Origin of the sequence: Dysgonomonas termitidis, from assembly GCF_042654545.1 — a bacterium.
GTDB classification, from domain to species: Bacteria; Bacteroidota; Bacteroidia; order Bacteroidales; family Dysgonomonadaceae; genus Dysgonomonas; species Dysgonomonas termitidis.
Genome location: NZ_JBHSGN010000143.1, coordinates 18,051 through 41,340, shown reverse-complemented (window position 1 = coordinate 41,340; position 23,290 = coordinate 18,051). Strand labels below are relative to the sequence as shown.

The following is a 23,290-nucleotide window of genomic DNA, read 5'->3' as shown; positions in this document are numbered from 1 at the left end:
TTTTTTCAGGGGTCAATTTAGATTTGGCACGAGGGGGCAACGCTCACTGGATTTTCCACAAGTTGCATCTGAGAGATTAGATGAAATGCAAGATCCGGAATTAACAATCGATCGAGCTATGGAACAATATCTTCGTTTAGGTTATTCTGAGAATTGGATAAACCAACGGCTTAAAAGTATTGAAATCCGTAAAGAGCTAACTGACGAATGGAAACGAAGAGGTCTAAAAGAAGGAGTCCAATTTGCAACGCTCACCGATATTATACAGTCACAAGAAAGAAAAGGCAACAATAAGTCAGAGAAAAAAACTCCGCTCAAAAGCCTGAAAGAAAAAAGAGCAGATAAAGCAAATAAACGTGCTGAAAAGAACAAGAAAGGTGATAGCTTAAAATAGCTATTACTTTTACTGATCTAACAATCCCAGAAGAAAAGACAGAGTCTGCTGTTGTATTGGCAGATTGTATAATGCAGCATTTGAACTTTGCCCTACCTTGATTGCAATAGCATCGGAAGGTAATGCCATAAACATTTCCTCATCGGTAGTATCATCGCCTATAGCCATCACAAAGTCATAATTACCTTTATTTATTAATCTGTTAGCTTCCGAACCTTTACTAATATCACTATATTTTACTTCTACTATTTTATTTCCTTTCATTATCTGCAGGTTATGACGGGCGCATGGATTTAATAATGCATTGATGAGTTGAGTTACCCGAAGATCTGCTAACCATACATCCACATTTCGGTAATGCCATACCAAAGCGGTATCTTTTACCTCCATCTTTGAGCGTGGAGTTCGTTTTACAGTTTGTCTTATTATTTCAGGTATTTCATCATCCCATTCTATATTTTGAGCTGTCTGGTGCCAAATGCCTTCTTCTTTATAAAAAGCCCCATGTTCAGCGGCTAAGCCAATAGGTAAATGCCCCAACCATTTATCCAACGTTTCCTTGTTGCGCCCGCTACTTATAACGATATGGTTTTTAGGATCCGCACTCAGGTCTTCTAATATCTTGAGTAAATTAGGAGTAGGAAATGCTTGCATCGGCTCTTTATAAAAGGGAGCCAATGTTCCATCATAATCGAGTATGACAAGTCTATTTCTGGCTTTATCATAAGCCTGTTTTATAATATCAAAATTCTTTTTCTCAACTATCTTCTGTTGTAAAGCATCATTCTTGGATTTTATGCCTGTTAATTCTTCAATGAAATCTTTAGCCCATTGTTTAACCGTCTGGGTTGATATGATTTTCTGCATGACTGTAATAGTCTCTAATTGTTCCTCAGCAGGCATTTCCAATGCCTGTAAAATAGCGCTTTCTATCTCTTTTATATCTGTGGGATTTACAATAATGGCGTCGGACAATTCAATGGAAGCACCTGCCATTTCGCTAAGGATAAGTACACCCGGTTCACCTCTTTTTGTTGCTACATATTCTTTGGCAACCAGATTCATACCATCGCGCAGAGGTGTGACTAAAGCAATGTCGGCTATATGATAGAGAGCTGCCAGTTCTTCGAAACCGAAAGCACGATAAAAATAATACACCGGAGTCCAATCAATACTTGAATATTTTCCATTGATGGCTCCCACTTTCATATCTATCTCATTCTTTAGCTCGGCATAGATATCCACATTATCTCGCGAAGGAGCTACAATCATCACCAATGATACTTTTCCTATATATTCGGGATGATTTTCCAAAAATTCTTCAAAACTTCTTAGACGAATCATAATACCTTTACTATAGTCCAGCCTATCTACCGACAGGATCAGTTTGCCTGAACCGAAGCTTACTCTTAGCTCCTCCGCGTTATCTTTAATCTCCTGATTCAACAAGGCATCATGGAACATATCATAGTTAATCCCCATAGGGAAAGCATCGACATCAACCACACGCCTGTCCATTTGTATTTCATCTAGTTGACAATCTAGCTTCAGTACCCTGTATACAGCACTTATGAAGTGTCGCATATAATTGTGGGTATGGAATGCGACTAAATCGGCACCCAATAATCCGTTCAATATTTCGGCTCTCTCGGGTAAACCTCTGAATAATTCATAAGAAGGAAAGGGTATATGATGAAAATAACCAATACTGATATCAGGAGTTCTATCACGGAGCATTTTAGGCAACAGCATCAACTGGTAATCCTGTACCCAAACTATATCGCCAGGTTCAATAATCTCCAGAGCCGCTTCACAGAATAGACTATTAACCTCTTTATAAGCCTCCCAATATTTGTTCTCATATCGCATATGATTTGAAAAATAGTGGCAGAGCGGCCATAGCACGCTGTTGCTATACCCTTCGTAATAATTTTCTATTTGGTCGGGAGATAAATAAACCGGATGAAAGTTCTGCTCTTCCAACTGTTCATCTATCACTTCTTTTTCCTTGCAGTCATCAATATACATTCCGGGCCAGCCAACCCAATGTTTATCCATTTTTGTTTCCAGAGAATCCAGTCCTGTCGACAACCCTCCGGTACTGGGAATAACCTTATACTCTTCTTTCTCCTGAACAATTGTCAAGGGTAACCTGTTTGCTATTATTATAAGTTTCATCTTTTTTAATTTAATAATAAGAAATTTCCAGAACACTCCAGGAATGTTCTTACAATGTATTTCTTTCAGTAAACTGGAGAAGAAACGATCACGAAGTGTGAATTAATACTAAATAGAACAGAGGAATTGCGAGTTTGGTTCAAACAAAGACTACATTGTATCCTAAAGAACGGTATAAACATCGGATAAAACAAATATTAAACATGAATAATCTAAATTACGGAATTATAGGAAATTGTAAATCGGCAGCATTAATTTCGGAAAAAGGAAGCATCGATTGGTTGTGTATGCCAAATTTTGATTCGCCGTCAGTATTTTCCAAAATTCTGGATGAAAAATCCGGTGGGAGTTTTGCCTTTATAGTATCCGGCGATTATACATGTACGCAAAAATATATGAAAGGGACTAATATCCTGTGTACACAATTCATTTCTGATGAGGGTAGTTTCGAGGTACTCGATTTTATGCCCAGATACAGGACTTTACAAATGGATCATTTCTTTCCTGCGGAAGTTTACCGTTATATACGCCTGTTGACAGGCAAACCGCGTTTTCGGGTTCAGTACGAGCCTGTGATGAATTATGCTAAAGAAACAGCCTCTCACCAGAAATTTGCGGACTACATAAAAACTTCTTCATGTGAAAACATCAAGGATAATATGTACTTGTATTCAAGCCTCGATTTTGACACGGTACTGAATAGCGAAGAAATAACCCTCGAAAAAGAGGAGTTCATCTTATTATCTTATGGACAAAAGCTTGTATCGATAGACATCGACCGTGTTTATCTGGAATACCAACGCACTAAGGTCTATTGGCTGAACTGGAATAACCGTTCCCGCAAATTTATTCAATACAATGATGTTATATCCCGCAGCCTGTTGATATTGAAGCTAATGTCTTATCAGGATTCAGGGGCAGTTATTGCTGCCCTGACCACTAGCATTCCGGAAACGATTGGCGAAGTACGCAATTGGGATTACCGGTTTTGCTGGATCAGGGATGCCTCCATGTCGATAGAAGTTTTATTGAAAATGGGGCACCAGTCTGCTGCAAAGCGATTTATGGGTTTTATTAAAAGAATATTGAGATCGAAATCGGACTCTTTTCAGATTATGTATGCCATTGATGGCAGCCGGACTTTAAGAGAGGAGATTCTCGACCATTTATCGGGATATGAAAATTCAAAACCTGTGAGGATCGGGAATGCGGCATACAATCAACGACAAAATGATTCGTTAGGGTACTTGATGGACGTTATCTACAATTATTATATCCATTTTCCCGGAACTCTCGACGAAATAGAAGAGATGTGGGAAATAGTAAAAAACATTGTCAAAACGGTATCTATAGAATGGAGAAATCCTGACCAAAGTATATGGGAATTCCGCAATACCGAAAAACATTTTGTGTTTTCGAAAGTGATGTGTTGGGTGGCGTTGGACAGAGCCGTAAGTGTCGCCACTTTTTTGGGTAAGTCAGAATATGAAACTGAATGGAAAGAACAAGCCGAAGAAATCAAAAATGATGTTTTAGCACATGGCTGGAATGAGGAAATACAGAGTTTTACACAAACGTATGATAATTATGATATGGATTCTTCACTGTTATTAATGGAACAATACGGATTTATCGATCCAGATGACGAAAAGTTCGTTAAGACGGTAGAGCGAATCAAACAGGAATTATTCCACGAGGGATTGATGTACAGGTATAAAACCGATGATGATTTTGGTTTGCCTTCGTCTTCATTTACAATATGTACTTTCTGGCTCGTACGTGCATTATTTGTTACAGGACAGAAAGAAGAAGCCTTAAAGGTATTTAATGAGTTGCTTACTTATTCCAATCATTTGGGATTATTCAGTGAAGATCTCGATTTTGATACAAAACGGCAATTAGGTAATTTCCCTCAGGCATATTCACATCTGGCACTGATAAATACGGCTTTATTATTTTCGGAAGAGAAAGCGTTTTCAAAATTTGTGAGGGCATAATTATAGACTTCAAAATTGGTATTTCAAAGAATAATCACTATTTTTGAACTAACAAAAGAATACAAGTCAACTCCAAGCCAAAAGTGGTATTTTGAGAGACAACAAAAAGCCAAAAATAACTACTAAACCGCTACTAAATTAATAGTAGTGTTTCTGTAAAATATTAGAAAACATCAGTTTAAGACATAAATCGGTTGATCCAAGTGGGATCACTTCAAGAACTGAACCTTTTAAAGACAGTTCGAGGTCAAACAAGACAAAACCTCTCATAACTATTGATTATGAGAGGTTTTTCTGTTTTTATATCTTGTAAAAAGACACAAATAAGAAAGCCGCCCGGTCGAATTCGGACAGAGTTTCGTTACCAATCCGTTACCCAAAAACACCGATGACAAAATGGTAACGAATTTCAATTTAAGTCTCTGCATTGTAGCATATTGTCTATATTTTGTCTGCCATTCAAAATACATTAGAAAGTAATTTTGAAATTTTAAACATTGACAGTATGAAATCAACATTCAGAACATTATTCTATTTAAGGAAAGATCGGGTTAATGCACAGGGATTAGTTCCGATTATGGTCCGTATTACTATCAACAAACAAATGGTACAATTCAGCTCCAAGCTGGAAGTTGACCCCAATTTATGGGATACTAAACTTGGAAGGGCTATCGGTAGAACATCCGATGCCACAAATCTAAATCGTTTGCTTGATAATCTACGCTCCAAAATTGACCAACTATACAACAGGGAGTTGGATACAAAAGGTTATGTATTACCTGAAACAATAAAAGAAAAATTGCAAGGCAATGACCCTGACAGAAAAACTTTTATGGAGTATTTTAGCCTGCATAATGAGCAATACAACCTTAGGATCGGCAGCAGGACATCATCTAAAACAGCCCAAAGATATGAGCTGACTAAAAACCGGATGAGTGAATTCTTGCGTATCAAATATAACATCGAGGATATTATTGTACAGGAGATAGACTACATGTTCCTTGAAAACTTCTATGCATATCTCTGTAATCATTGTGGATGCAGTAATAATACGGCAATGAAATTCATGCAACGATTCAGGACTGTTTTCAATTTTATCATTAATACCGGGTATGATATGAAAGTCGATCCATTTGCAAATTTTAGATTTCACACACAAAAGGTTAATCGTGAAATATTATCTAAGGAAGATATTGATAAAATATACCAGAAAAAATTTTCAACAGAAAGATTGAATCAAGTCAGGGATATATTCATTTTTCAGTGCTATACTGGATTAGCGTACATTGATGTTTATAACTTAACTGAAGATGAGATCAGGTTAGCTTATGACGAGCGACTTTGGATTATGACTGAACGAGAAAAGACAAAGGAGCCCGTTAATGTTCCTTTGCTTGATATTCCATTAGCTATTCTTGAAAAATACAAAGATAAGAGAGACGAGAATAACGGGAAATTATTGCCGGTTTCGACCAATCAAAAGATGAATGAGTATTTGAAGGAAATTGCTATAATATGTGGGATTAAACAGAAGCTCTCGACACACATTGCAAGACACATGAATTTTTATTCTCGGCTGAAAACAAGCAAGTTACAAGAACTTTTTTCTTGACAGGTAACGATTTAGAAACGAGCGAGTCTCGTTTATTTACGTCATTTTTCACAAAGTACAAAGAACGATATTGAACTGCAAAGTTACAAAAGAATCCTCATATTACCAATATACTCAATCATTTCTTTTCTGTTTCCCTTTTTCCAATCTATTTTGGTTACTCATAACGAAATGCTTTTACAGTTTTAACCCTTCATTACAAACTTAAAAACAGAAGTTTAGGCAGGCGGGAATAAGCATTGGGCAACAATATGGAAATGAGCGAAATTCCTTACCTTGCTTCGTTTATCCATTGCTTCAAATAACTTCGCCACGATAACTGCTTTTTGAGAGAAACCACAACAATCAATACCTTTTCTATTTCTATTTTTCGGACAGTATGAATATAGGCAAAGAATTTGTACCTTTGCCCCTGAAAAATAGAAAATAGCGGCTTGTAAAGCCGTTTATATAACATAACGTTCGCTGAACGTCTCGATACGAAAACTGGCACTTTTCAAAACTAAGAATGAGACCAACGCGCAATGTTCATGCTATACGAAAGTATGGCGTGGAATTGCCTGTTTCATTCTTAGGTATGCCAGTACCTCGTATCGGAGCAGTGTGGATTCCACGCTTTTTCGTTGGATGCAGGCGAACACAGTATAAACAATTAAATTGAAGAAAAATGAAAAAGATTAAAGTTTTCATCGCTGTGTCGCTTGATGGTTACATTGCTTATCCTGATGGCGGAATAGATTGGTTAGCAGGACTTAATGCTCCTTCCCTGAAAGAATTTAAGGATAAAGTGTTTTACAATTCGATAGACACTATCCTTATGGGGCATGGTACATATCAGGAGATAACATCTTTTGATGTGGATTGGCCGTACAAAGACAAAACAACTTATGTGCTTTCCCGTCGAAAAAATAATCTTCCTCCTAAAGCAAACGTATCGTATCTTACTGAAAATGTATTGGAATACATACGTCAAATCAAACGTCAGGATGGTAAGGATATTTGGCTTTTAGGTGGCGGGCAAACGATAAGACTTTTGTTGAACCATGATTTGGTGGATGAACTGCACCTTTGTTACATCCCTGTTATGTTTGGAGACGGCATTCCTTTGTTCCCATCCAAGATGAAAATATCAAAATGGGAATTGCGCGGCAGCAAGACGTTTGAATCCGGTATATTAAAGGTCGATTACGTGTTATCCGCATAACAGAACATTTACGAATCAAAAATAGACAACTTCCTAAAAAATACATTCAAAAATCCGTTTTGGTCGAAAAACCACCGTGTTTTGTCGAAAAATCCTTTTGTGTATTTTGAATGCCTTTACTTTTGTCGCTTCAAATTAAAATAGAAAACAGACATGAGGAAACAGGTATTCGTTATATGGGCAATTATGATTGCCGGGTTATCAGTACAGGCGATGGCGCAGCCGGGTGGAAACATCCGGGGGGTCGTCACCGATGCGGCATCGGGACAAACATTATCGTATGTAACGGTGATAGTGTTGAACACAAATCCCACCGTTGGGACGACAACGGATGAACAGGGGGCTTTCAATCTGCCGCCACTGCCTGTCGGACGCTATAACATCCAGGCGTCGTTTGTCGGATATGAACCGGCGACAATCAGGGAAGTGATGGTTTCGTCAGCTAAAGAAACCGTACTGGAGATTACAATGAAGGAAAATGTACAGGCATTGGACGAAATAGTTGTCCGTCCGAAGACGAACAAGGAAGCGCCGCTCAACCCGATGGCATTGGCCGGGGCGCGGATGCTCAGCGTGGAAGAAGCAAGCCGTTATGCAGGCGGTTTCGATGACCCTGCACGGCTGGTCGGTTCGTTTGCGGGCGTAGCGGGCGATGTAACAAGCAACAGCATCGCCATCCGGGGCAATTCGCCGCAATCCCTGCAATGGAAATTGGAAGGCGTTGAAATACCCAACCCAAGCCATTATCCCGAAATTGGCGGCGTGGGCGGAGGCATCCTGACAGCGTTCAGTTCACAGGTGCTGGGTAATTCCGACTTCTTGGCGGGTGCTTTTCCGGCAGAATACAACAATGCGTTGTCCGGTGTATTTGACATGGCGCTGCGCAACGGAAACAACCGGCAATATGAGCACACGGCGCAAGTAGGGACGCTCGGCGTGGAATTTGCTTCCGAAGGTCCTTTCAAAAAGGGCGGGCGGGCTTCTTACCTGTTTAATTACCGTTATTCGTCGATGGCTTTGGCTGGCGATATTGTCGGCGGCGATTTGGAAAAGGTTTCCGATATGCGTTATCAGGACTTGTCGTTCAAAATCAATCTTCCGACAAAAAAAGCAGGAACATTCTCGCTGTGGGGCATCGGCACATCCGACGGTTTTATCAGTGACTTGCCGGATGACTTGACCGGCTACGACTACATTCCAATCGAGCAGAAAGCACGCCAATATATGGGAGCGGCAGGACTGGGGCACAAGATTTTCCTCAACGAAAACAGTTACCTGAAATCCACTTTAGCCGCCACGTATGCAAAGAATCATTCGCAAGCCGACCTCTACGATGCCAACCGTCAAAACCCTCAACAGATACTGGACATGCTGGACAAAAACGTCAGTCTTGTTTTCAATTCCTGCCTGAACACGAAGTTCAACGCCCGTCACACAAACCGTACCGGTATCACGCTGACCGGTTTGTTCTATGACGATAACTACAATATCGTACCGAACTACCCCTACTCCAACGGTGAACCGATGATGAATTTTGCCGATGCCGACGGAAGTAGCCTGCTGACTTCGGTGTTCACCCAGTCGTCTTATCAGTTCAATGAACAGTTCACTGCCCAATTGGGACTGAACGTGCAATATTTTGCACTCAACCGGCACTGGACATTTGAAAAACGGGCAAGCATCCGCTGGCAGGCGTCCCCGCGACATGTGTTTGCTTTGGCAGTTGGTTCGCACAGCAGGCACGAGAGGCTCGATTATTATTTCGTTACCACGCCGGAAACAGGCAATCGCCTCGTGAATAAAAATCTTGACTTCGCCAAAGCATTTCATGCGGTATTAAGCTACGATTTGCATGTTTCGGACAATATGCACTTCAAGGTCGAACCCTATTTCCAATACCTGTACGATGTGCCTGTCGTGCCTGGCAGCGGCATTTCCATTATCAACCAAACCGACTTTTACATGTCCAAACAGTTGGTAAACGACGGAAAAGGGCGGAATTTCGGTGTCGATTTCACCTTTGAACGGTATCTGAAAGGCGGTTACTATTACATGCTGACAGCTTCCGCTTTCGATTCCAAATATCGCGGTAGCGACGGCGTATGGCGCAATACCCGTTATAACCGCCATTTCCTGACCAATGTACTTGGCGGAAAAGAGTGGATGCTTGGACGAAAGAGGCAGAACATACTGGGTGTAAACATTCGCCTAAACTGGATGGGCGGCGGTTATTATACGCCCCTCGATGAAGCGGCGTCACTTGCCGGACAGCGCCCCATTGAAGATGAGAACCGCGTGATGGACAGTCAGAATCCTGCCGTATTTGTTGCACACGTAACTGTGAATCTTAAAATCAACAGGCCGGGTCTGGTACATGAGTTTGGAATAAAAATGCTAAATGTGACAGGTAAAAAAGAGTTCGTGAATTTCGACTATAACTACCGAACCGGGCAAATGGACAAGACAGGAGCTGCAGTCAGCATACCCAATATTTACTATAAAGTGACGTTTTAAAAGAAACATGAAACGGAAGATAGCAAATAATTTGGCGCTTATCGCGGTATTGGGCTTTGTCGCTATGGGAAGGATTTATCTGATTTCATCGGAAGGACTGCGTATTGCCCATACAGCGTTGGTTGTAGAGATTGTGTTGATTACGCTGACTTATTTTGCTGCAACAATTTTGAATATCCGTGTACTCGTACCCCGCCTGTTATTGCGAAACCGTTTTACGGCATATATAGTTTCATTGCTGGCGCTTGCAATAATTTTTATCGCTATCGAAATAGGCTTTGAGCGCTTGTTCATCGACCACTATCACTTGTCGCCCGGAAGAGACTTGTATTTTTCGGAAGACAGTATTTTATTTTTTGAGATGCTCTCCGGCATTGCCGTTTACTTTATCAGTGTGGCAGGGACGGCGATTGTTATCTTCATGCGTCTCTGGAAGCAGTCAGGCGCACGGATGCGGGATTTGGAAGAACAGAGCGCCCGGAGCGAATTGGAGAAAGTCAGGACACGGATTGATTCCGAAGCATTGTTTGAGACGCTCGACAGGACAGCAGGTATTGTCCGGCAATCGCCTTCCGAAGCTTCCACCCTGTTGATGAAGCTAAGCAAATCGCTCCGCCTGCAACTGTATGAAAGTGAACACAAGCGGCATACCGCACCGGGGGAACTTCCCTCACAAATGTTCAACCTGTCATCACCCCTCCTGAATTTATTGACGGAGAAACGTTATCGTGGAGTACGGCATCTGTTGATGATAATAGTATTCACGCTGATACTAAGCTCCAATCTCAATGGAACATGGTTTTCGCTCCTGTTTATGCTGCCGTTATCACTGTCTATTTATCTAATCCTGATATATTTCAGTATCCATGTATTAATGCCGAAATTGATGATGCGGAACAGAATGCCTGCTTATTTGATGTCGGTAACGCTGTCGGCGCTCGTGGTTGTCATACCCATGCAGCTGACTTATTTTAAGGGAATCGCCGATAGTAATGGATGGTATAACGATCAGTTTACTTTCAGCGCCTGGCACTTCTCTGCGTGGATGCAGGTATTATATACCATTACCAATACCATCAAGATAAGTTTTCCGATGATTAGCGTGAATGTTTTCATCCTTTTCCAACATTGGGTACGGAACGAACGGCATATCGCCGAACTCGAAGCGGCAAGACTGCGCTCGGAACTGGAACAGTTGCAAAATCAGGTGAACCCACATTTCCTGTTCAACATGCTCAATAACATTATCGTCCTGACGAAGAAAAATCCCGACGAGGCGGCTAATGTCCTTCATAAATTGAGCAACATGCTGCAATATCAGTTCCACGGCTTCACGAAGCAATCCATACGCCTTGGCGATGATATACGTTTTCTGACCGACTATCTGAACCTCGAAAAGCTGCGGAGGGATAATTTCGAGTTCAGCATTACGGCAGACGACGGCGTAGAAGAAATTTCACTGCCTCCGCTGTTGTTTATTCCCTTTGTGGAAAATGCCGTGAAACATAACAACGACAACCGTAACCTCTCTTTCGTCCGGCTCCGGTTTGGCAGGGAAAACGACAATTTGTGTTTCGGGTGTATCAACTCCAAACCGCTCCGCCCGATGCGAAAGGACGAAGTCGGGGGACTGGGGCTTCCCAATGTGCGCCGCCGCCTCGATTTGCTGTACGGAAACAGGTATCGGCTGGAGATAACCGAAAACGAAACCTCCTACACGGTACAATTAAGTATTGAACTTAAATATAAAAAGATATGAACTGTATTATTGTTGATGACGAACCCTTAGGCCGCGAAGCTATCCGCCTGTTGGTGGAAGATACCCCGGCGCTGGACTTGTCGGGAAGTTTCGGAGATGCCGAATCGGCAGGAAATTTCCTGCTCGGCCATCCCGTTGATTTGGTATTCCTCGACATCCGTATGCCCGGCACGGACGGGATAACGTTTGCCCGCACCGTCAAGGACAACACTTTAGTGATATTCACTACCGCCTATCCCGAATATGCGGTGGACAGTTATGAACTCGATGCCGTGGATTACCTTCTGAAGCCCATTGAACCGCAACGTTTCCAAAAAGCCGTTTCCAAAGCCTGCGATTACCTGCAACTCTTGCAGGACAAATCACAGAAAAGCAGCGTGGAAACCATTACGCAGGAGCATATCTTCGTGAAGTCAGACCGCCGCTACTTCAAAATCCTTTTCCGCGACATCCTGTTTATCGAAGGATTGAAAGATTACGTAGTCTTTCAAACGGCAGACCGGAAAATCATTACGAAGCATACGCTGAAAGCCATTCAGGAGCAACTTCCACCGAAAATATTCCTGCGTACCAACAAGTCGTATATTGTCAATCTGGAAAAGATTGATTCCTTCGATGTGAACGATATTTACATAGGCACACACGAACTGGCTATCGGCAGCCGTTACAGGGACAGTTTTATGGAGAAGTTTGTAAATGGGAAACTTGTTTAGCAAGATAAGTGATTTCTAATAAAGGCAAGATGGAACAGTTTGTGTGTAATCTCAAGGAAAGTATTTATGCCGACATTCAGAAAATTGAATTGTCGGAGAGCGATATTTCTCAGAAGTCGTTGAAAATAATTCAAGTGCTGGAGAAAACCTTTGAAGATTTAAAAACATTCATTTTGGATTATACTTTCAAAGACCAAACGGAAGAAATAATTTTCTTTAAAGAAATCAAGCCTCAATTGTTCAGCCAATTAGTCTATCATAACAAAATTTACAATATTGAAATGCGGATGCCGACAGGCAGCTATAATGATAAAAAATCTTATCTGGAGAGTGTGTTAAGCAGAATCAAATATTTCTTCGATATGAATTTTGATTTTTACCATTATTACCGTTCCGGAAGTACTCACTTGGATAAATATTACTTTCTCATGGGGAAGCCTGATATACAACTCATTCTGGATAGCTTTTATTTTGAGCGGGATACAAAATTCTCTACAAGCCATGATTTCAAGGTAGCAAAAATATTGGCAAATGAAATGCTGACAGTATATGTAAACGGGAAAATTATCAAACTGGAACAACAGTCTCAATCCTTTACAGAAGAAAGTTATTGCATTTCCAAATCCAAACATACATGGACGGATTCAAAAACAGACCTTACGGAACTGATTTATGGATTATACGTTAAAGGAAGCATTGACAAGGGAAATGTTGATATAAAGGAACTTGCCGACTATTTTGGGAACTTTCTCAATATTGATTTGAAAGATATTTACCGTATCTATCTGAATATCAGAAGCCGTAAGGATAGCAGGACGTTATTCCTTGATTCTTTGACAGATGAACTTAATGACAAGATGGATGAAGATGATAAACGATAGTAGAAATGCAAGTATGGAAACGCTTATTCATATCGAATGGAACCTGAAAGGAACCATTGATATGCAACACCTTTCCAATGAATTGGGTTTTACGGAAAAACAACTCAATGAAGCATTCTATGAACAAACATCATTCAGTATTCAGGAATATATGGAGAAACGCCGCTTTACGGAGATAATGAAGCGTTTGGCGCAAACCTGCGATGAAGTAGCAGTAATTGCAGAAGATTTTTCTTTCCCCAATACCAATACTTTAGTGTCTTTTTTGCAGGAATTTAATGTTAATCCATTTTGTATCCGCAAAGGTTATCTGTTGGATGGATTTAACCTGACGGAATCAATAGTGGATTCAGTTATCAATCGTTTAAAGATTGCAGATTCGTATCAGACGGCGATAAAGTCATTAAATAGTAGTATTTTTGTAAGCTAATCGGACAAAAAGATGACGAAAATAAATACAAATTACAAAATGAGGAGGATTGAAAATATGAGTAAATACGAACCATTATGGAAACACCTGCAAGCAAATGGGAGTGAAACGCTGAAACTCACTTATGAAGACATCAAAGCTGTTCTCGGCTTTGATATCGACCATTCCTTTCTAACCTGCAAGAAGGAAGCGGCGCAATTTGGCTATCGTGTGGGGAAAATCTCCATGAAGGAGAAGCACGTTACATTTCATAAGGAGGAACAATTATGAAAAAATGGTATAAAGAAGAATACGAATTTACTGTTGAGGTAACCGGCTTTCTCCGTGGCGACCGCACCGAGGGATATTGCCGGAACGGCGAAGAAATCGGCGACAAATACACCTGTACATACGGCTGCCCTGTAAATTCAGATGGACAGGGGATTTGCTCCAAAGTGATGATGATTATGTTCCCGATTATGGAAGCCGTTAGGAGCGGCGGCGATTTAGAAAACATCGGTGGCGACGGCAAATACAGCAAGAACGTTGTATGCCCGGACGGTTGCGTTATATTTCGACTGACAGCAAAGAAACTTGATAACGAGAATTTTTTTAAAGGGAAGTTTATTAATCAGGAGGCGCTGTGATGAATGTTTCATTATTATGAGAGTAAAGGCAGCAAAATAATTAGTTTGAATAACCTGTTATGACAACAGAAAATAAAATATGAAGTACAGAACAGTTAATTTGGACGCATTCAGCGTCATTGGAGTAAAGAATTTTACATCCATCGAAAACGGCGAGAATTTCATCAAAATTCCGCGAATGTGGGCAAGTTTGCCCGAAGAAACAATGAACAGGCTGGGCGAACTTTCCAATCTGAAGCCGTCGGGCGTACTGGGTGTATGCGCGGAAATGCACGATAACGGCTTTGACTACTGGATTGCCGCCGCGACAACAAAAGAATGTCCCGCCGGATTTGAGAAGTTGGATATTCCCGCCGCACAGTGGATTGTCTTCGAGATAACCGGCGCGATGCCCAAAGCCGTACAGGACGGATGCCGGTACATATTCAATGAATGGTTTCCGTCGTCGGGTTATCAACATGCCGATGCACCGGAAATTGAGTGGTATTCCGATGGAGATATGAGTTCGCCCGATTATAAAAGTGAAATATGGGTTCCGGTTATTAAACAGGATTAGAATAAAATGAAGACACATCTGTTTTTTCTTTTTATATTGTTCATTCAGTTGCCTTTACGGGCGCAATCCGATTACCCGAAGATACGGATTTCCGAAGACGTCGAATTGATAAAACTTTCGGAAAAGGCATACGTTCATGTATCTGTTTCTGAAATAGACGGATTCGGCAAAGTCTCTTCCAACGGCTTGATTTTGGTAAGCAAGGACGAAGCGTTTCTTTTTGACACTCCGGCAACCGACAGTCAAACGGAAACTTTGGTGAAATGGATTGCCGATTCGTTAAAAGCCACTGTTTCTACTTTCGTTCCCAACCATTGGCACGAAGATTGTCTCGGCGGCTTGGATTATCTTCATTCAAAGGGCGTAAAATCATACGCCAATCAGATGACGATTGACATTACTAAAGGAAAGAGTTTGCCTATACCCCAACAAGGTTTTAGTGATTCACTTTCGTTAAAATTGCACGATATAGATGTTTCTTGCTACTATTTAGGCGGTGGTCATTCATCTGATAACATTGTTGTGTGGATTCCTTCAGAGAAAATTTTATTTGCAGGATGTATGGCAAAAGATATTCATTCCAAAGGACTTGGTAATTTATCAGATGCTGTTATAGACGAATGGAGTCCGACCATCAAAAAGGTTATAGCTAAATTTTCAGATGCCAAAATTGTAATTCCTGGTCATGGGCAAATCGGTGGCATAGAAATATTGCAGCATACAAAAGGATTATTACAGCAACATTTAAAAATAAAATAATATGGAAACAAAGAAACAGAAAAATTTAATGGAAGTCTTTCAGGAAGAATCTCCTGAAGTGGCACAAGCCTTCGGCGGATTAATCCAATCCGTCAGCAGCATGAAATCCTTGGAACCCAAGGTGAAGCAACTGATTTACATTGCTATTCGCGCCTCACAGGGCGAAACGACAGCAGTAACCGCCCATGTGCCGATGGCAAAACGGGCAGGCGCCACCCGCGATGAGTTGAAAGAAGCAATCATCATGACGACTACCGTTTGCGGTATCAAGGGAATTGCAAGTTGTTTGATTCCGGCTTTGGAAGCCTATGATAATGCAAAATAAAAAACTAATGAGAGCTGCTATTATTTATACATCCAAGCATGGAACAACCGCCAAGGTTGCGCAAATGATTGCAGGGCAATTAACCGGCAGTCAGGTATCAATCATTGACCTGAAAAAAGTGAAATGTCCCGACCTCAATTCCTTTGATGGAATAGTTTTAGGCACATCCATTTATGCCGGAACATCATCAAAAACGATGCAACGTTTCTGCAAGGACAACATTGCAGTATTGACGCAAAAGCGATTGGCGTTGTTCATTTGCGGAATGGAACCGGACACGTCCAAGCGACAACAGGAATTGACAAATGCCTATCCCCAGGCATTACATCAACATGCCGTTTCAACATGCTTTGCCGGAGGTGAATTTCAGTTCGAGAAAATGAATTTCTTTGAACGCGCAATTATCAAGCGTATTGCTAAAACGGATAAAAGCGTTTCGGACATAAACAGCGATAATATAGATAGATTTGTACAGGAAATCAACAAGTAAGGAATCATGAGTCAATTATTAAAGGAACAAAATATCTTTCCGTCAAAAGAAGTTTTAAAAGATGTACTCGGCAATGTTTACAATGTCTTTGAAGAAATGATAACAAGGCTAACTCAAGACGAATTTTCATTAACGGTCACTTGGAACTACTATAAAGACGGCAAATCATGGTTGTGCAAAGTTTGCGACAAGAAAAAGACAATCTTATGGCTTTCAGTTTGGGAAGGTTTTTTCAAAATCTCGTTTTACTTCACGGAAAAACACCTCGAAAGCATTGCGTCTTTGGATATTTCAGAGCAAATTAAAGAAGTATTTTTTCACACCAAACCGGCGGGGAAATTAATTCCATTAATAATCAATATCAATACGAGAGAACAATTAACCGATTTACTGAAAATAGCAAAGTATAAAAAGGATTTGACAAAATAATAAAATTAAAATAAAGTAAAAAACAATGAAAAATGAACAAATATCAATTATTGATTTAATCATTGAAACTCATGTAGGATTGGAGCGGCAGGGGCCTGGTAGTTCTGAAATGACTATTAAGGCATTAAGCTTCCTGGATAATCATAATCTTTCACGGGTAGCCGATTTAGGTTGCGGAACCGGCGGGCAAACAATGGTTCTCGCGCAAAATATTACCGGAATAATTACGGGTTTAGACCTATTCCCTGATTTTATTACTGTTTTTAACGATAATGCCAAAAAATTAAATTTCCAAGAAAGAGTAAATGGCATTGTTGGCTCAATGGAAAACCTTCCTTTTCAAAAAGAAGAACTTGACCTTATTTGGTCAGAAGGGGCTATTGATAATATAGGTTTTGAAAAGGGTTTAACCCATTGGAAAGACTTTCTAAAAAAGAGTGGCTATGTTGTAGTAACATGTCCTTCATGGTTTACTGATAAACGCCCTGCTGAAATTGAAAAATTTTGGTCTGATGCAGGTTGCAAATTAGATACAATAGGACATAATATTTCAATAATGCAAAAGGTTGGTTATATTCCTGTTGCATCATTTATAATACCTGAAAAATGTTGGACAGATAATTATTTTGCCCCACGAGAAGTAGCAGAAAAAGCACTTTTGGAAAAATATACCGGAAATCCTGCCGTAGAGGAGTTTATCGCCAATCAACGCCGCGAAGTTCAATTATACAACCGGCATAAAGCGTATTATGGCTATGTGTTTTATATTGGGAAGAAGAATGGTTACCCAATCGACTAATTTGAGTGTATATAAAATTGCTACGGAAATATTCATAGTAAAACCTGTCCATAAAATGTTGGTTAAATCGCAATTCAAAAAGAAAAAAGCATAGATTGAATGAATAAAAAAATCCGGATAAAAACGATTATACTCGACTTTGACGGCACGATTGCCGACACAAAAGACAGTATCATACAAACTATCCAGGCAACATTGGATGAGTTAGGTATTCAAAGAGCAAATGAATCCGGTATAAAGAACCTGATAGGACTTCCGCTCAGGGAAACATTTGTCAGGGTTGCGCACTTGATGGACAGGAATATGCAGGAGAAAGCGATAGTACTGTATAGAGAAAAATATAACCAAATTAGCCTTAATACGGTAAAATTGTTCCCCGATGTAAAGGAAACGTTAAAAGGACTGCATGATAACGGGCTAACCATCGCAGTGGCTTCCGGAAAAGGAAAGGAAGCGTTGTTGAATTTGTTGGACAGAATGGGAATTGCCCGGTACATCTCGCTGGTATTTGGGGAACAGGATGTGAAAAACAAAAAGCCTGCCCCCGACATGGCGCTGTTGATTCTTGAAAAAACAAATTCCAGCCCACAGGAAACTTTGGTGGTAGGCGACACGGTGTATGATATGGCAATGGGTCAGGAAGCCGGTTGCATCACATGCGGAGTAAGCTATGGAAACCATACGGAAGAACAACTCAAAAGCCGGAATCCGGACTTTATTATCGGAAAATTCACCGAAATAACAAGTATTATCGGGGAAATACATCAATTGTAAAACGACAAAGATTATGAAGCGTAAAGTAGATAATTCATACGGAATAATTCCCTTTTATATTCCATCCGAAAAAATAGTGGAAAAATCGAAAGGCTGCTACCTGTATGATTCGGAAGGAAAACAATATACCGATTTTGAATCGGGGGTCTGGTGCGCCAATCTGGGGCACAGTAACGACCGAATTGTGAAAGCAATGGAAGCGGGCATCCGTCAATCTATTCATCACGGGTACAAGTTCAGAAATCATCCGTCGGAATTTTTGTCTCAGGAACTTGTACGGATAACCGGATTGGAAAAAGGTTCGAGCGTTTTCCTGTCTTCCGGTTCGGAAGCGGTTAATCTTGCCATATCAATGGCGCGAAATATTACGGGACGCGAGAAAATATTGAAAATACACAATTCTTACCTGAGCGCATACGGATACGGGCAGATAACTCCCGGTAACAACCATATTGAGAATGTTCACTTTAACGATATGCAATCGTTGGATGAAACCAATTTTGGAGAGATTGCAGCGCTTGTTCTGGAAACAGGGGGAGCATCCATTGATATGGTCAGATTCCCGGATTATGCTTTTATCAAAGAATTAGTCGAATTATCAGTAGCTAACGGTTGTCTTGTCGTGGCAGACGAGGTTACTACCGGAATGGGACGTATGGGTAAATGGTTCGGATTCCAATACTATGATTTTTTACCGGATATAGTCGTAACCGGTAAGGCTTTGGGAAACGGTTATCCAGTCAGCGCGGTAACGGTCAGTGCAAAAATATCCGAATCATTCGGGAGCAATCCGTTCAGACATTTGCAATCCCACCAGAATGACCCGATGGGATGTGTAATCGGATTGGAGGTGATAAGGACAATTGGGGATGAAAATCTGTTGAATCGCTGTCTTGATACCGGACATTATTTCAAAGAACAATTATTATTTCTTAACACCAAATTCAAACAAGAAATAAGGGAAGTGCGGGGAAGAGGATTGATGATTGCTTTGGAACTGGATAACTCGGTCAATGGCGAACTTGTCAGCGATTTATTGTTTGAAAGAGGATTTGTTATTGGTTACAAAGCAAATACACTGCGTTTCTTACCTCCTTTGGTCATTGAAATAACAGAGATAGACAAGTTAATTACAAATATCGGTGAAATACTGGAACTGTTACGGCAATAGTATATGAATATCTTAATCATTTATGCGCATCCGAGCAATAAATCCTTTACATATAAGGTATTGCAAATTTTATTGAAGGCTCTGAATATGAGCAGTCACCAAGTTGAAGTATCGGATTTATACAAAATGAAATTTCAATCCGATATGACGGAAGAAGAATATGAAAGAGAGGGATTTGCAAAAACCGAACTTCCTTTATCCGAAGATGTTATCGCAGAACACCGGAAAATAGATTGGGCTGATTGCATTGTCTTTCTCTATCCGGTTTGGTGGAGTGATTGCCCTGCAAAAATGAAAGGTTGGTTCGACAGGGTTTATTCCGCCGGGTATGCTTATGGTTATAGCCAAAATGGAGAAAAAGCAATGAAAATGAAGCACATCAAATTGGGACTTGTCATTTGTACAGCAGGGCATCCAAACGATTTTTTAGAAGAAACAGGAATTGCAGGAAGTATGCGAAATGTAATGCTTGACGACAGGTTGGGAGTTCGATTCGAGAAGAAAGAAATGATGATACTCGGCGGCACACTGGAACTTGAGAAAGTAGCGAACAGTCATTTGGAAAAGATTATGAATTTAGGAATGAACATGGATAAATTTTGTGACACATTTTAAAAATAACGTCTGATATGCAACTGCAAAAGTACAATCGGCCGATACTGTTTTACGGCACATCTGTTTTGGTTCCGTGGCTATGTTGGTTTATATGGGCATGGTTAAGCCACAGTCAATGGCAAGGAAATCCGGCAGTGTTTTTTTGTGGGAGTATCCTTGGATTGACCGGTTTATGTGCTCCGTTCATTATTGCCATGATCTTGATACTTCCCGACAAGGAAATGAAACAGGAATTTGTTTCCGCAACGTTCCGGTTGAAAGGCATCCGACCTGTTTTCTGGACATTAACGATTTTCCTTTTCCCGTTGAGCATACTTGCAGCCCAAGCAATTTCCCTGTTTTTCGGATACAGCCTGTCTCAATTCAGGATTGTAGAACATCTCTCTTTTACGGCCGGTATTTTTCCCGCGTGGTTTTTACTGATATTAGCGCCCATTCTGGAAGAATTTGGCTGGCACACCTACGGGATACACTGTTTAAGAAACCGCTTTAATCTTCTGGTTACGTCTCTTATTTTTGCTATTGTCTGGGGAATCTGGCATATACCCTTATCTTTTGTGAAAGGCTACTATCAGAACGTTCTTGCGGAAACAGGCGTGATTTATTCCATCAATTTTCTGGTAAGCCTTATCCCTTATGTGATTATAGGCAACTGGCTGTATTACAGAACGAGTAGAAATATGCTGCTGGTGGTACTGTTTCATCTGCTGGCAGGATATTCCAATGAAATATTCCAGACACATCCCGACAGTAAAATTATACAAACGGTATTACTGTTGATATTTTCGACAGTCTTAGTATGGAAGGAAAAAGCATTTTTCTTTGACAAATCACATGAGAAAATATTCAATTAAACTATAAAAGAAATAATATGGAATATGTTGTAAATGAAGCGTATGAAACGGAATTTCCCAGTCCGTTACTGGTGAAGCGTAACGAAAAAGTAATCGTTAAAGGCGAATCGGAACATTGGCAAGGCTGGATTTACTGTATAAAGACGGACAGTTCTAACGAAGGATATGTCCCGGAACAAATAATAAGATACGAGGATAATTACGGAATCATAACGGAAGATTATTCTGCAAAGGAGTTGAATGTCAGGGAGGGAGATATTCTTGAAGGAATAAAAGAACTCAATGGATGGCTGTGGTCGGAAAATAAAAAGACCCATGAAATGGGCTGGATACCAGTAAAAAACATCAAATTATTGGAAAAATGAATGACGAAATGAAAAAAGAAGTAATACTTGGTCTGCTCAATGAGTTTGCAGACCGGGAGGAGTCGTTTATCGCTCCGGCCTTGAACGTCGGTTGCTTTGGACGCTGATTCTGCAAAATTATGAAACTCTCGTAAATAATAATTAACAAAAATAATAAAGATGAAAATTAATATGACGCAAATAAGACCTGTTGTAGAAGGTAACATTGAACAAACCCCAACTTCCATTATAATGAATTTATTTATTTGCATTATTATGGCGGCTGTATTTTTACTAACAAGTTGTAACACTGTTAAAAATAACACAGATATGAAAAATATTTCCTTGATATTCTCCGGTATTGAGTTTACCAAAGCTATCAATGACGCGGAGAATCATTATATGGTCAGTGACAGCCTTTTGGTTATTGATGGTATCGGAGGTTCCAATTATTTTATCTCGCCGGACGGTATGCGTGCCGAGGCCACCGCCCCTATACTTCTGAAAGAGATAGATAACAGCAGACCTTTCACTTTTACTACTTGTGTAGAGAGTAAAATAGAAAAAATATACGATGCCGGAACAATATATATCTACATTGATAATGAGAATTGGCTGAAATTTGCATTCGAACGCGACGAAAAACTTCGATGCCGTGTTGTTACCGTTAAAACGGATGGCTCTTCGGATGATAATAATCACGATATTATTGGGCAGGATTACGTGTACATGCGCATTGCATCAAACGGAAAACAAATAGGTTATTACTATTCGACAAACGGAGTCGATTGGAATCTTGCCCGGATATATAAAAACTATTATCCGCAAAAAATATGGCTGGGACTCAGTTCGCAATCTCCCAAGCCGGGTAATAATCCTGCTTCTTTCGGTAAAATGAGTTTGACTGATAGCTATATTTCCAATCACAGGTTGGGAAAATAACCGTGTAAATTCCCGATAAAGCATTGAAAGATGAATGAATCAAGTTCGCACCATCGGAAAAGCCGTAAAGTATAATCGCCCTTACCTTTGCGCTCAAGATAACATTCAGGAAAAATGGAACAACGACTATCGACAAAAGAAGATTACCGGCAGCGGGTTAATATCGTCATTGAGTACATCAACAATCATCTCGATGCAGTTATTGACCTTGAAAAACTGGCTGAAATATCCAATTTTTCAAAATGGCATTTCCAGCGCATGATGAAAGCGTATTTGGGTGAACCTGTTGGTGCGTACATCATGCGGGTGCGGGTGGAGACTGCGGCGAAACTGTTGCGGCGCATGGAGCAAATTGTGGCAGTATGTAAAGGAAAACAAGCTCTTTTCCGCAGGTATTGAACACATCGCCATCTATCACGACGACCCCAAAGTAACGGAAGCCGGCAAATTGCGTACCGACATCTGTTTAGTTTTGTCTAAAAAGGCTGAACCGAAAGGTGAAATCGGCGTAAAAACGATTGAAGGAGGCAAGTACGCAATGTTCCTCTATCAAGGCTCTTACGACAATTTGGGAGCAGTTTATGACACTATCTACGCTAAATGGTTGCCGGAAAGCGGCGAGCAACTGCGCAACTATCATTGCTTCGAGAAGTACATAAACAATCCCGAAGATACAGCTCCCGAAAAGTTGAAAACAGAAATTTATGTTCCAATAGAATAGACTCCGCCTTCTGCCACTGCAACTTATAGTTATCTTCATCGAAACAAACGAAGATTACATTTTTGATAGAATCATTCCTGGATAGAAAGCCCGCTACCGTGTAAAAAGCAATGGTAGCGGCTTTTTCTTTTCAAGTTAAAACAAATTCTATTATCAAGTTGATATAAAGTTCAATATCTATTTTAAGCCTCTTTTTGTCTCCA

Annotated in this window: 23 protein-coding genes and 2 pseudogenes; 24 read left to right on the top strand and 1 reads right to left on the bottom strand. The window is 40.4% G+C overall.

Features of this window, described 5'->3' with window-relative positions; translation table 11 throughout:
- Window positions 1–269: pseudogene (locus ACFO6W_RS22950) on the top strand (hypothetical protein); the annotation flags it as partial.
- A 134-nt stretch (window positions 270–403) separates the two neighbouring features.
- Here the strand turns inward: ACFO6W_RS22950 and ACFO6W_RS22945 are convergent.
- On the bottom strand, window positions 404–2,572 hold the full coding sequence (locus ACFO6W_RS22945) for a bifunctional alpha,alpha-trehalose-phosphate synthase (UDP-forming)/trehalose-phosphatase (RefSeq protein WP_380000897.1): 2,169 nt from the start codon (window positions 2,570–2,572) through the stop codon (window positions 404–406).
- 203 nt (window positions 2,573–2,775) lie between these two features.
- Here ACFO6W_RS22945 and ACFO6W_RS22940 point away from each other — a divergent pair, with 203 nt between their 5' ends.
- The 23 genes and pseudogenes from ACFO6W_RS22940 (at window position 2,776) to ACFO6W_RS22830 (ending at window position 23,087) form a co-directional block, all read left to right on the top strand.
- A complete protein-coding gene (locus ACFO6W_RS22940) occupies window positions 2,776–4,569 on the top strand; it encodes a glycoside hydrolase family 15 protein (protein ID WP_380000895.1) in 1,794 nt (597 codons plus the stop codon).
- 505 nt (window positions 4,570–5,074) lie between these two features.
- On the top strand, window positions 5,075–6,181 hold the full coding sequence (locus tag ACFO6W_RS22935; protein ID WP_380000893.1) for a site-specific integrase: 1,107 nt from the start codon (window positions 5,075–5,077) through the stop codon (window positions 6,179–6,181).
- Window positions 6,182–6,848: 667 nt separating this feature from the next.
- The gene (locus ACFO6W_RS22930) at window positions 6,849–7,385 is read left to right on the top strand and encodes a dihydrofolate reductase family protein (protein WP_380000891.1); all 537 of its coding nucleotides are present in this window, start codon (window positions 6,849–6,851) and stop codon (window positions 7,383–7,385) included.
- A 153-nt stretch (window positions 7,386–7,538) separates the two neighbouring features.
- On the top strand, window positions 7,539–9,899 hold the full coding sequence (locus tag ACFO6W_RS22925) for a carboxypeptidase regulatory-like domain-containing protein (RefSeq protein ID WP_380000888.1): 2,361 nt from the start codon (window positions 7,539–7,541) through the stop codon (window positions 9,897–9,899).
- Between the two features lie 7 nt (window positions 9,900–9,906).
- On the top strand, window positions 9,907–11,658 hold the full coding sequence (locus ACFO6W_RS22920) for a sensor histidine kinase (RefSeq protein WP_380000886.1): 1,752 nt from the start codon (window positions 9,907–9,909) through the stop codon (window positions 11,656–11,658).
- On the top strand, window positions 11,655–12,371 hold the full coding sequence (locus ACFO6W_RS22915) for a LytR/AlgR family response regulator transcription factor (RefSeq protein ID WP_380000884.1): 717 nt from the start codon (window positions 11,655–11,657) through the stop codon (window positions 12,369–12,371). The genes ACFO6W_RS22920 and ACFO6W_RS22915 overlap by 4 nt, the downstream gene beginning before the upstream one ends.
- Window positions 12,372–12,400: 29 nt before the next feature.
- On the top strand, window positions 12,401–13,252 hold the full coding sequence (locus ACFO6W_RS22910; RefSeq protein ID WP_044164916.1) for an RteC domain-containing protein: 852 nt from the start codon (window positions 12,401–12,403) through the stop codon (window positions 13,250–13,252).
- Window positions 13,233–13,682, top strand: coding sequence for a helix-turn-helix domain-containing protein (locus ACFO6W_RS22905; RefSeq protein WP_380000881.1), 450 nt, complete (start codon window positions 13,233–13,235; stop codon window positions 13,680–13,682). Before ACFO6W_RS22910 ends, ACFO6W_RS22905 begins: the two co-directional genes overlap by 20 nt.
- A gap of 12 nt (window positions 13,683–13,694) precedes the next feature.
- Window positions 13,695–13,952 carry a hypothetical protein gene (locus tag ACFO6W_RS22900; RefSeq protein WP_380000879.1) on the top strand — a complete coding sequence of 86 codons (258 nt, stop codon included), beginning with the start codon at window positions 13,695–13,697 and terminating at the stop codon, window positions 13,950–13,952.
- Window positions 13,949–14,308: a TIGR04076 family protein gene (locus ACFO6W_RS22895; RefSeq protein ID WP_380000877.1), complete on the top strand. Its 360-nt coding sequence runs from the start codon at window positions 13,949–13,951 to the stop codon at window positions 14,306–14,308. The genes ACFO6W_RS22900 and ACFO6W_RS22895 overlap by 4 nt, the downstream gene beginning before the upstream one ends.
- 79 nt (window positions 14,309–14,387) lie before the next feature.
- Complete coding sequence (locus tag ACFO6W_RS22890; RefSeq protein ID WP_380000875.1) at window positions 14,388–14,864, top strand: GyrI-like domain-containing protein; 477 nt, start codon at window positions 14,388–14,390, stop codon at window positions 14,862–14,864.
- Window positions 14,865–14,870: 6 nt separating this feature from the next.
- Entirely contained in the window at window positions 14,871–15,623 is a 753-nt protein-coding gene (gene bla / locus ACFO6W_RS22885; protein ID WP_380000873.1) for a subclass B1 metallo-beta-lactamase, read from the top strand.
- A 1-nt stretch (window position 15,624) separates the two neighbouring features.
- Window positions 15,625–15,948 carry a carboxymuconolactone decarboxylase family protein gene (locus ACFO6W_RS22880; RefSeq protein ID WP_380000871.1) on the top strand — a complete coding sequence of 108 codons (324 nt, stop codon included), beginning with the start codon at window positions 15,625–15,627 and terminating at the stop codon, window positions 15,946–15,948.
- Between the two features lie 7 nt (window positions 15,949–15,955).
- A complete protein-coding gene (locus ACFO6W_RS22875; protein ID WP_380000869.1) occupies window positions 15,956–16,438 on the top strand; it encodes a flavodoxin domain-containing protein in 483 nt (160 codons plus the stop codon).
- 6 nt (window positions 16,439–16,444) lie between these two features.
- The gene (locus ACFO6W_RS22870; protein ID WP_380000867.1) at window positions 16,445–16,867 is read left to right on the top strand and encodes a DUF3788 family protein; all 423 of its coding nucleotides are present in this window, start codon (window positions 16,445–16,447) and stop codon (window positions 16,865–16,867) included.
- A gap of 25 nt (window positions 16,868–16,892) precedes the next feature.
- Window positions 16,893–17,666, top strand: coding sequence for a class I SAM-dependent methyltransferase (locus tag ACFO6W_RS22865; RefSeq protein WP_380000865.1), 774 nt, complete (start codon window positions 16,893–16,895; stop codon window positions 17,664–17,666).
- Between the two features lie 99 nt (window positions 17,667–17,765).
- Entirely contained in the window at window positions 17,766–18,440 is a 675-nt protein-coding gene (locus tag ACFO6W_RS22860; RefSeq protein ID WP_380000863.1) for an HAD family hydrolase, read from the top strand.
- Window positions 18,441–18,453: 13 nt separating this feature from the next.
- A complete protein-coding gene (locus ACFO6W_RS22855; RefSeq protein ID WP_380000861.1) occupies window positions 18,454–19,611 on the top strand; it encodes a class-III pyridoxal-phosphate-dependent aminotransferase in 1,158 nt (385 codons plus the stop codon).
- 3 nt (window positions 19,612–19,614) lie between these two features.
- A complete protein-coding gene (locus ACFO6W_RS22850; RefSeq protein ID WP_380000859.1) occupies window positions 19,615–20,226 on the top strand; it encodes an NAD(P)H-dependent oxidoreductase in 612 nt (203 codons plus the stop codon).
- A 14-nt stretch (window positions 20,227–20,240) separates the two neighbouring features.
- Window positions 20,241–21,080, top strand: a complete 840-nt coding sequence (locus ACFO6W_RS22845; protein WP_380000857.1) for a CPBP family intramembrane glutamic endopeptidase — start codon at window positions 20,241–20,243, stop codon at window positions 21,078–21,080.
- A gap of 17 nt (window positions 21,081–21,097) precedes the next feature.
- Window positions 21,098–21,445 (top strand): SH3 domain-containing protein, encoded by a 348-nt coding sequence (locus tag ACFO6W_RS22840; protein ID WP_380000855.1) that lies wholly within the window; start codon window positions 21,098–21,100, stop codon window positions 21,443–21,445.
- Between the two features lie 309 nt (window positions 21,446–21,754).
- The gene (locus ACFO6W_RS22835) at window positions 21,755–22,366 is read left to right on the top strand and encodes a DUF1349 domain-containing protein (protein ID WP_380000853.1); all 612 of its coding nucleotides are present in this window, start codon (window positions 21,755–21,757) and stop codon (window positions 22,364–22,366) included.
- 114 nt (window positions 22,367–22,480) lie between these two features.
- Window positions 22,481–23,087: pseudogene (locus ACFO6W_RS22830) on the top strand (AraC family transcriptional regulator).
- Window positions 23,088–23,290: the final 203 nt, after the last annotated feature.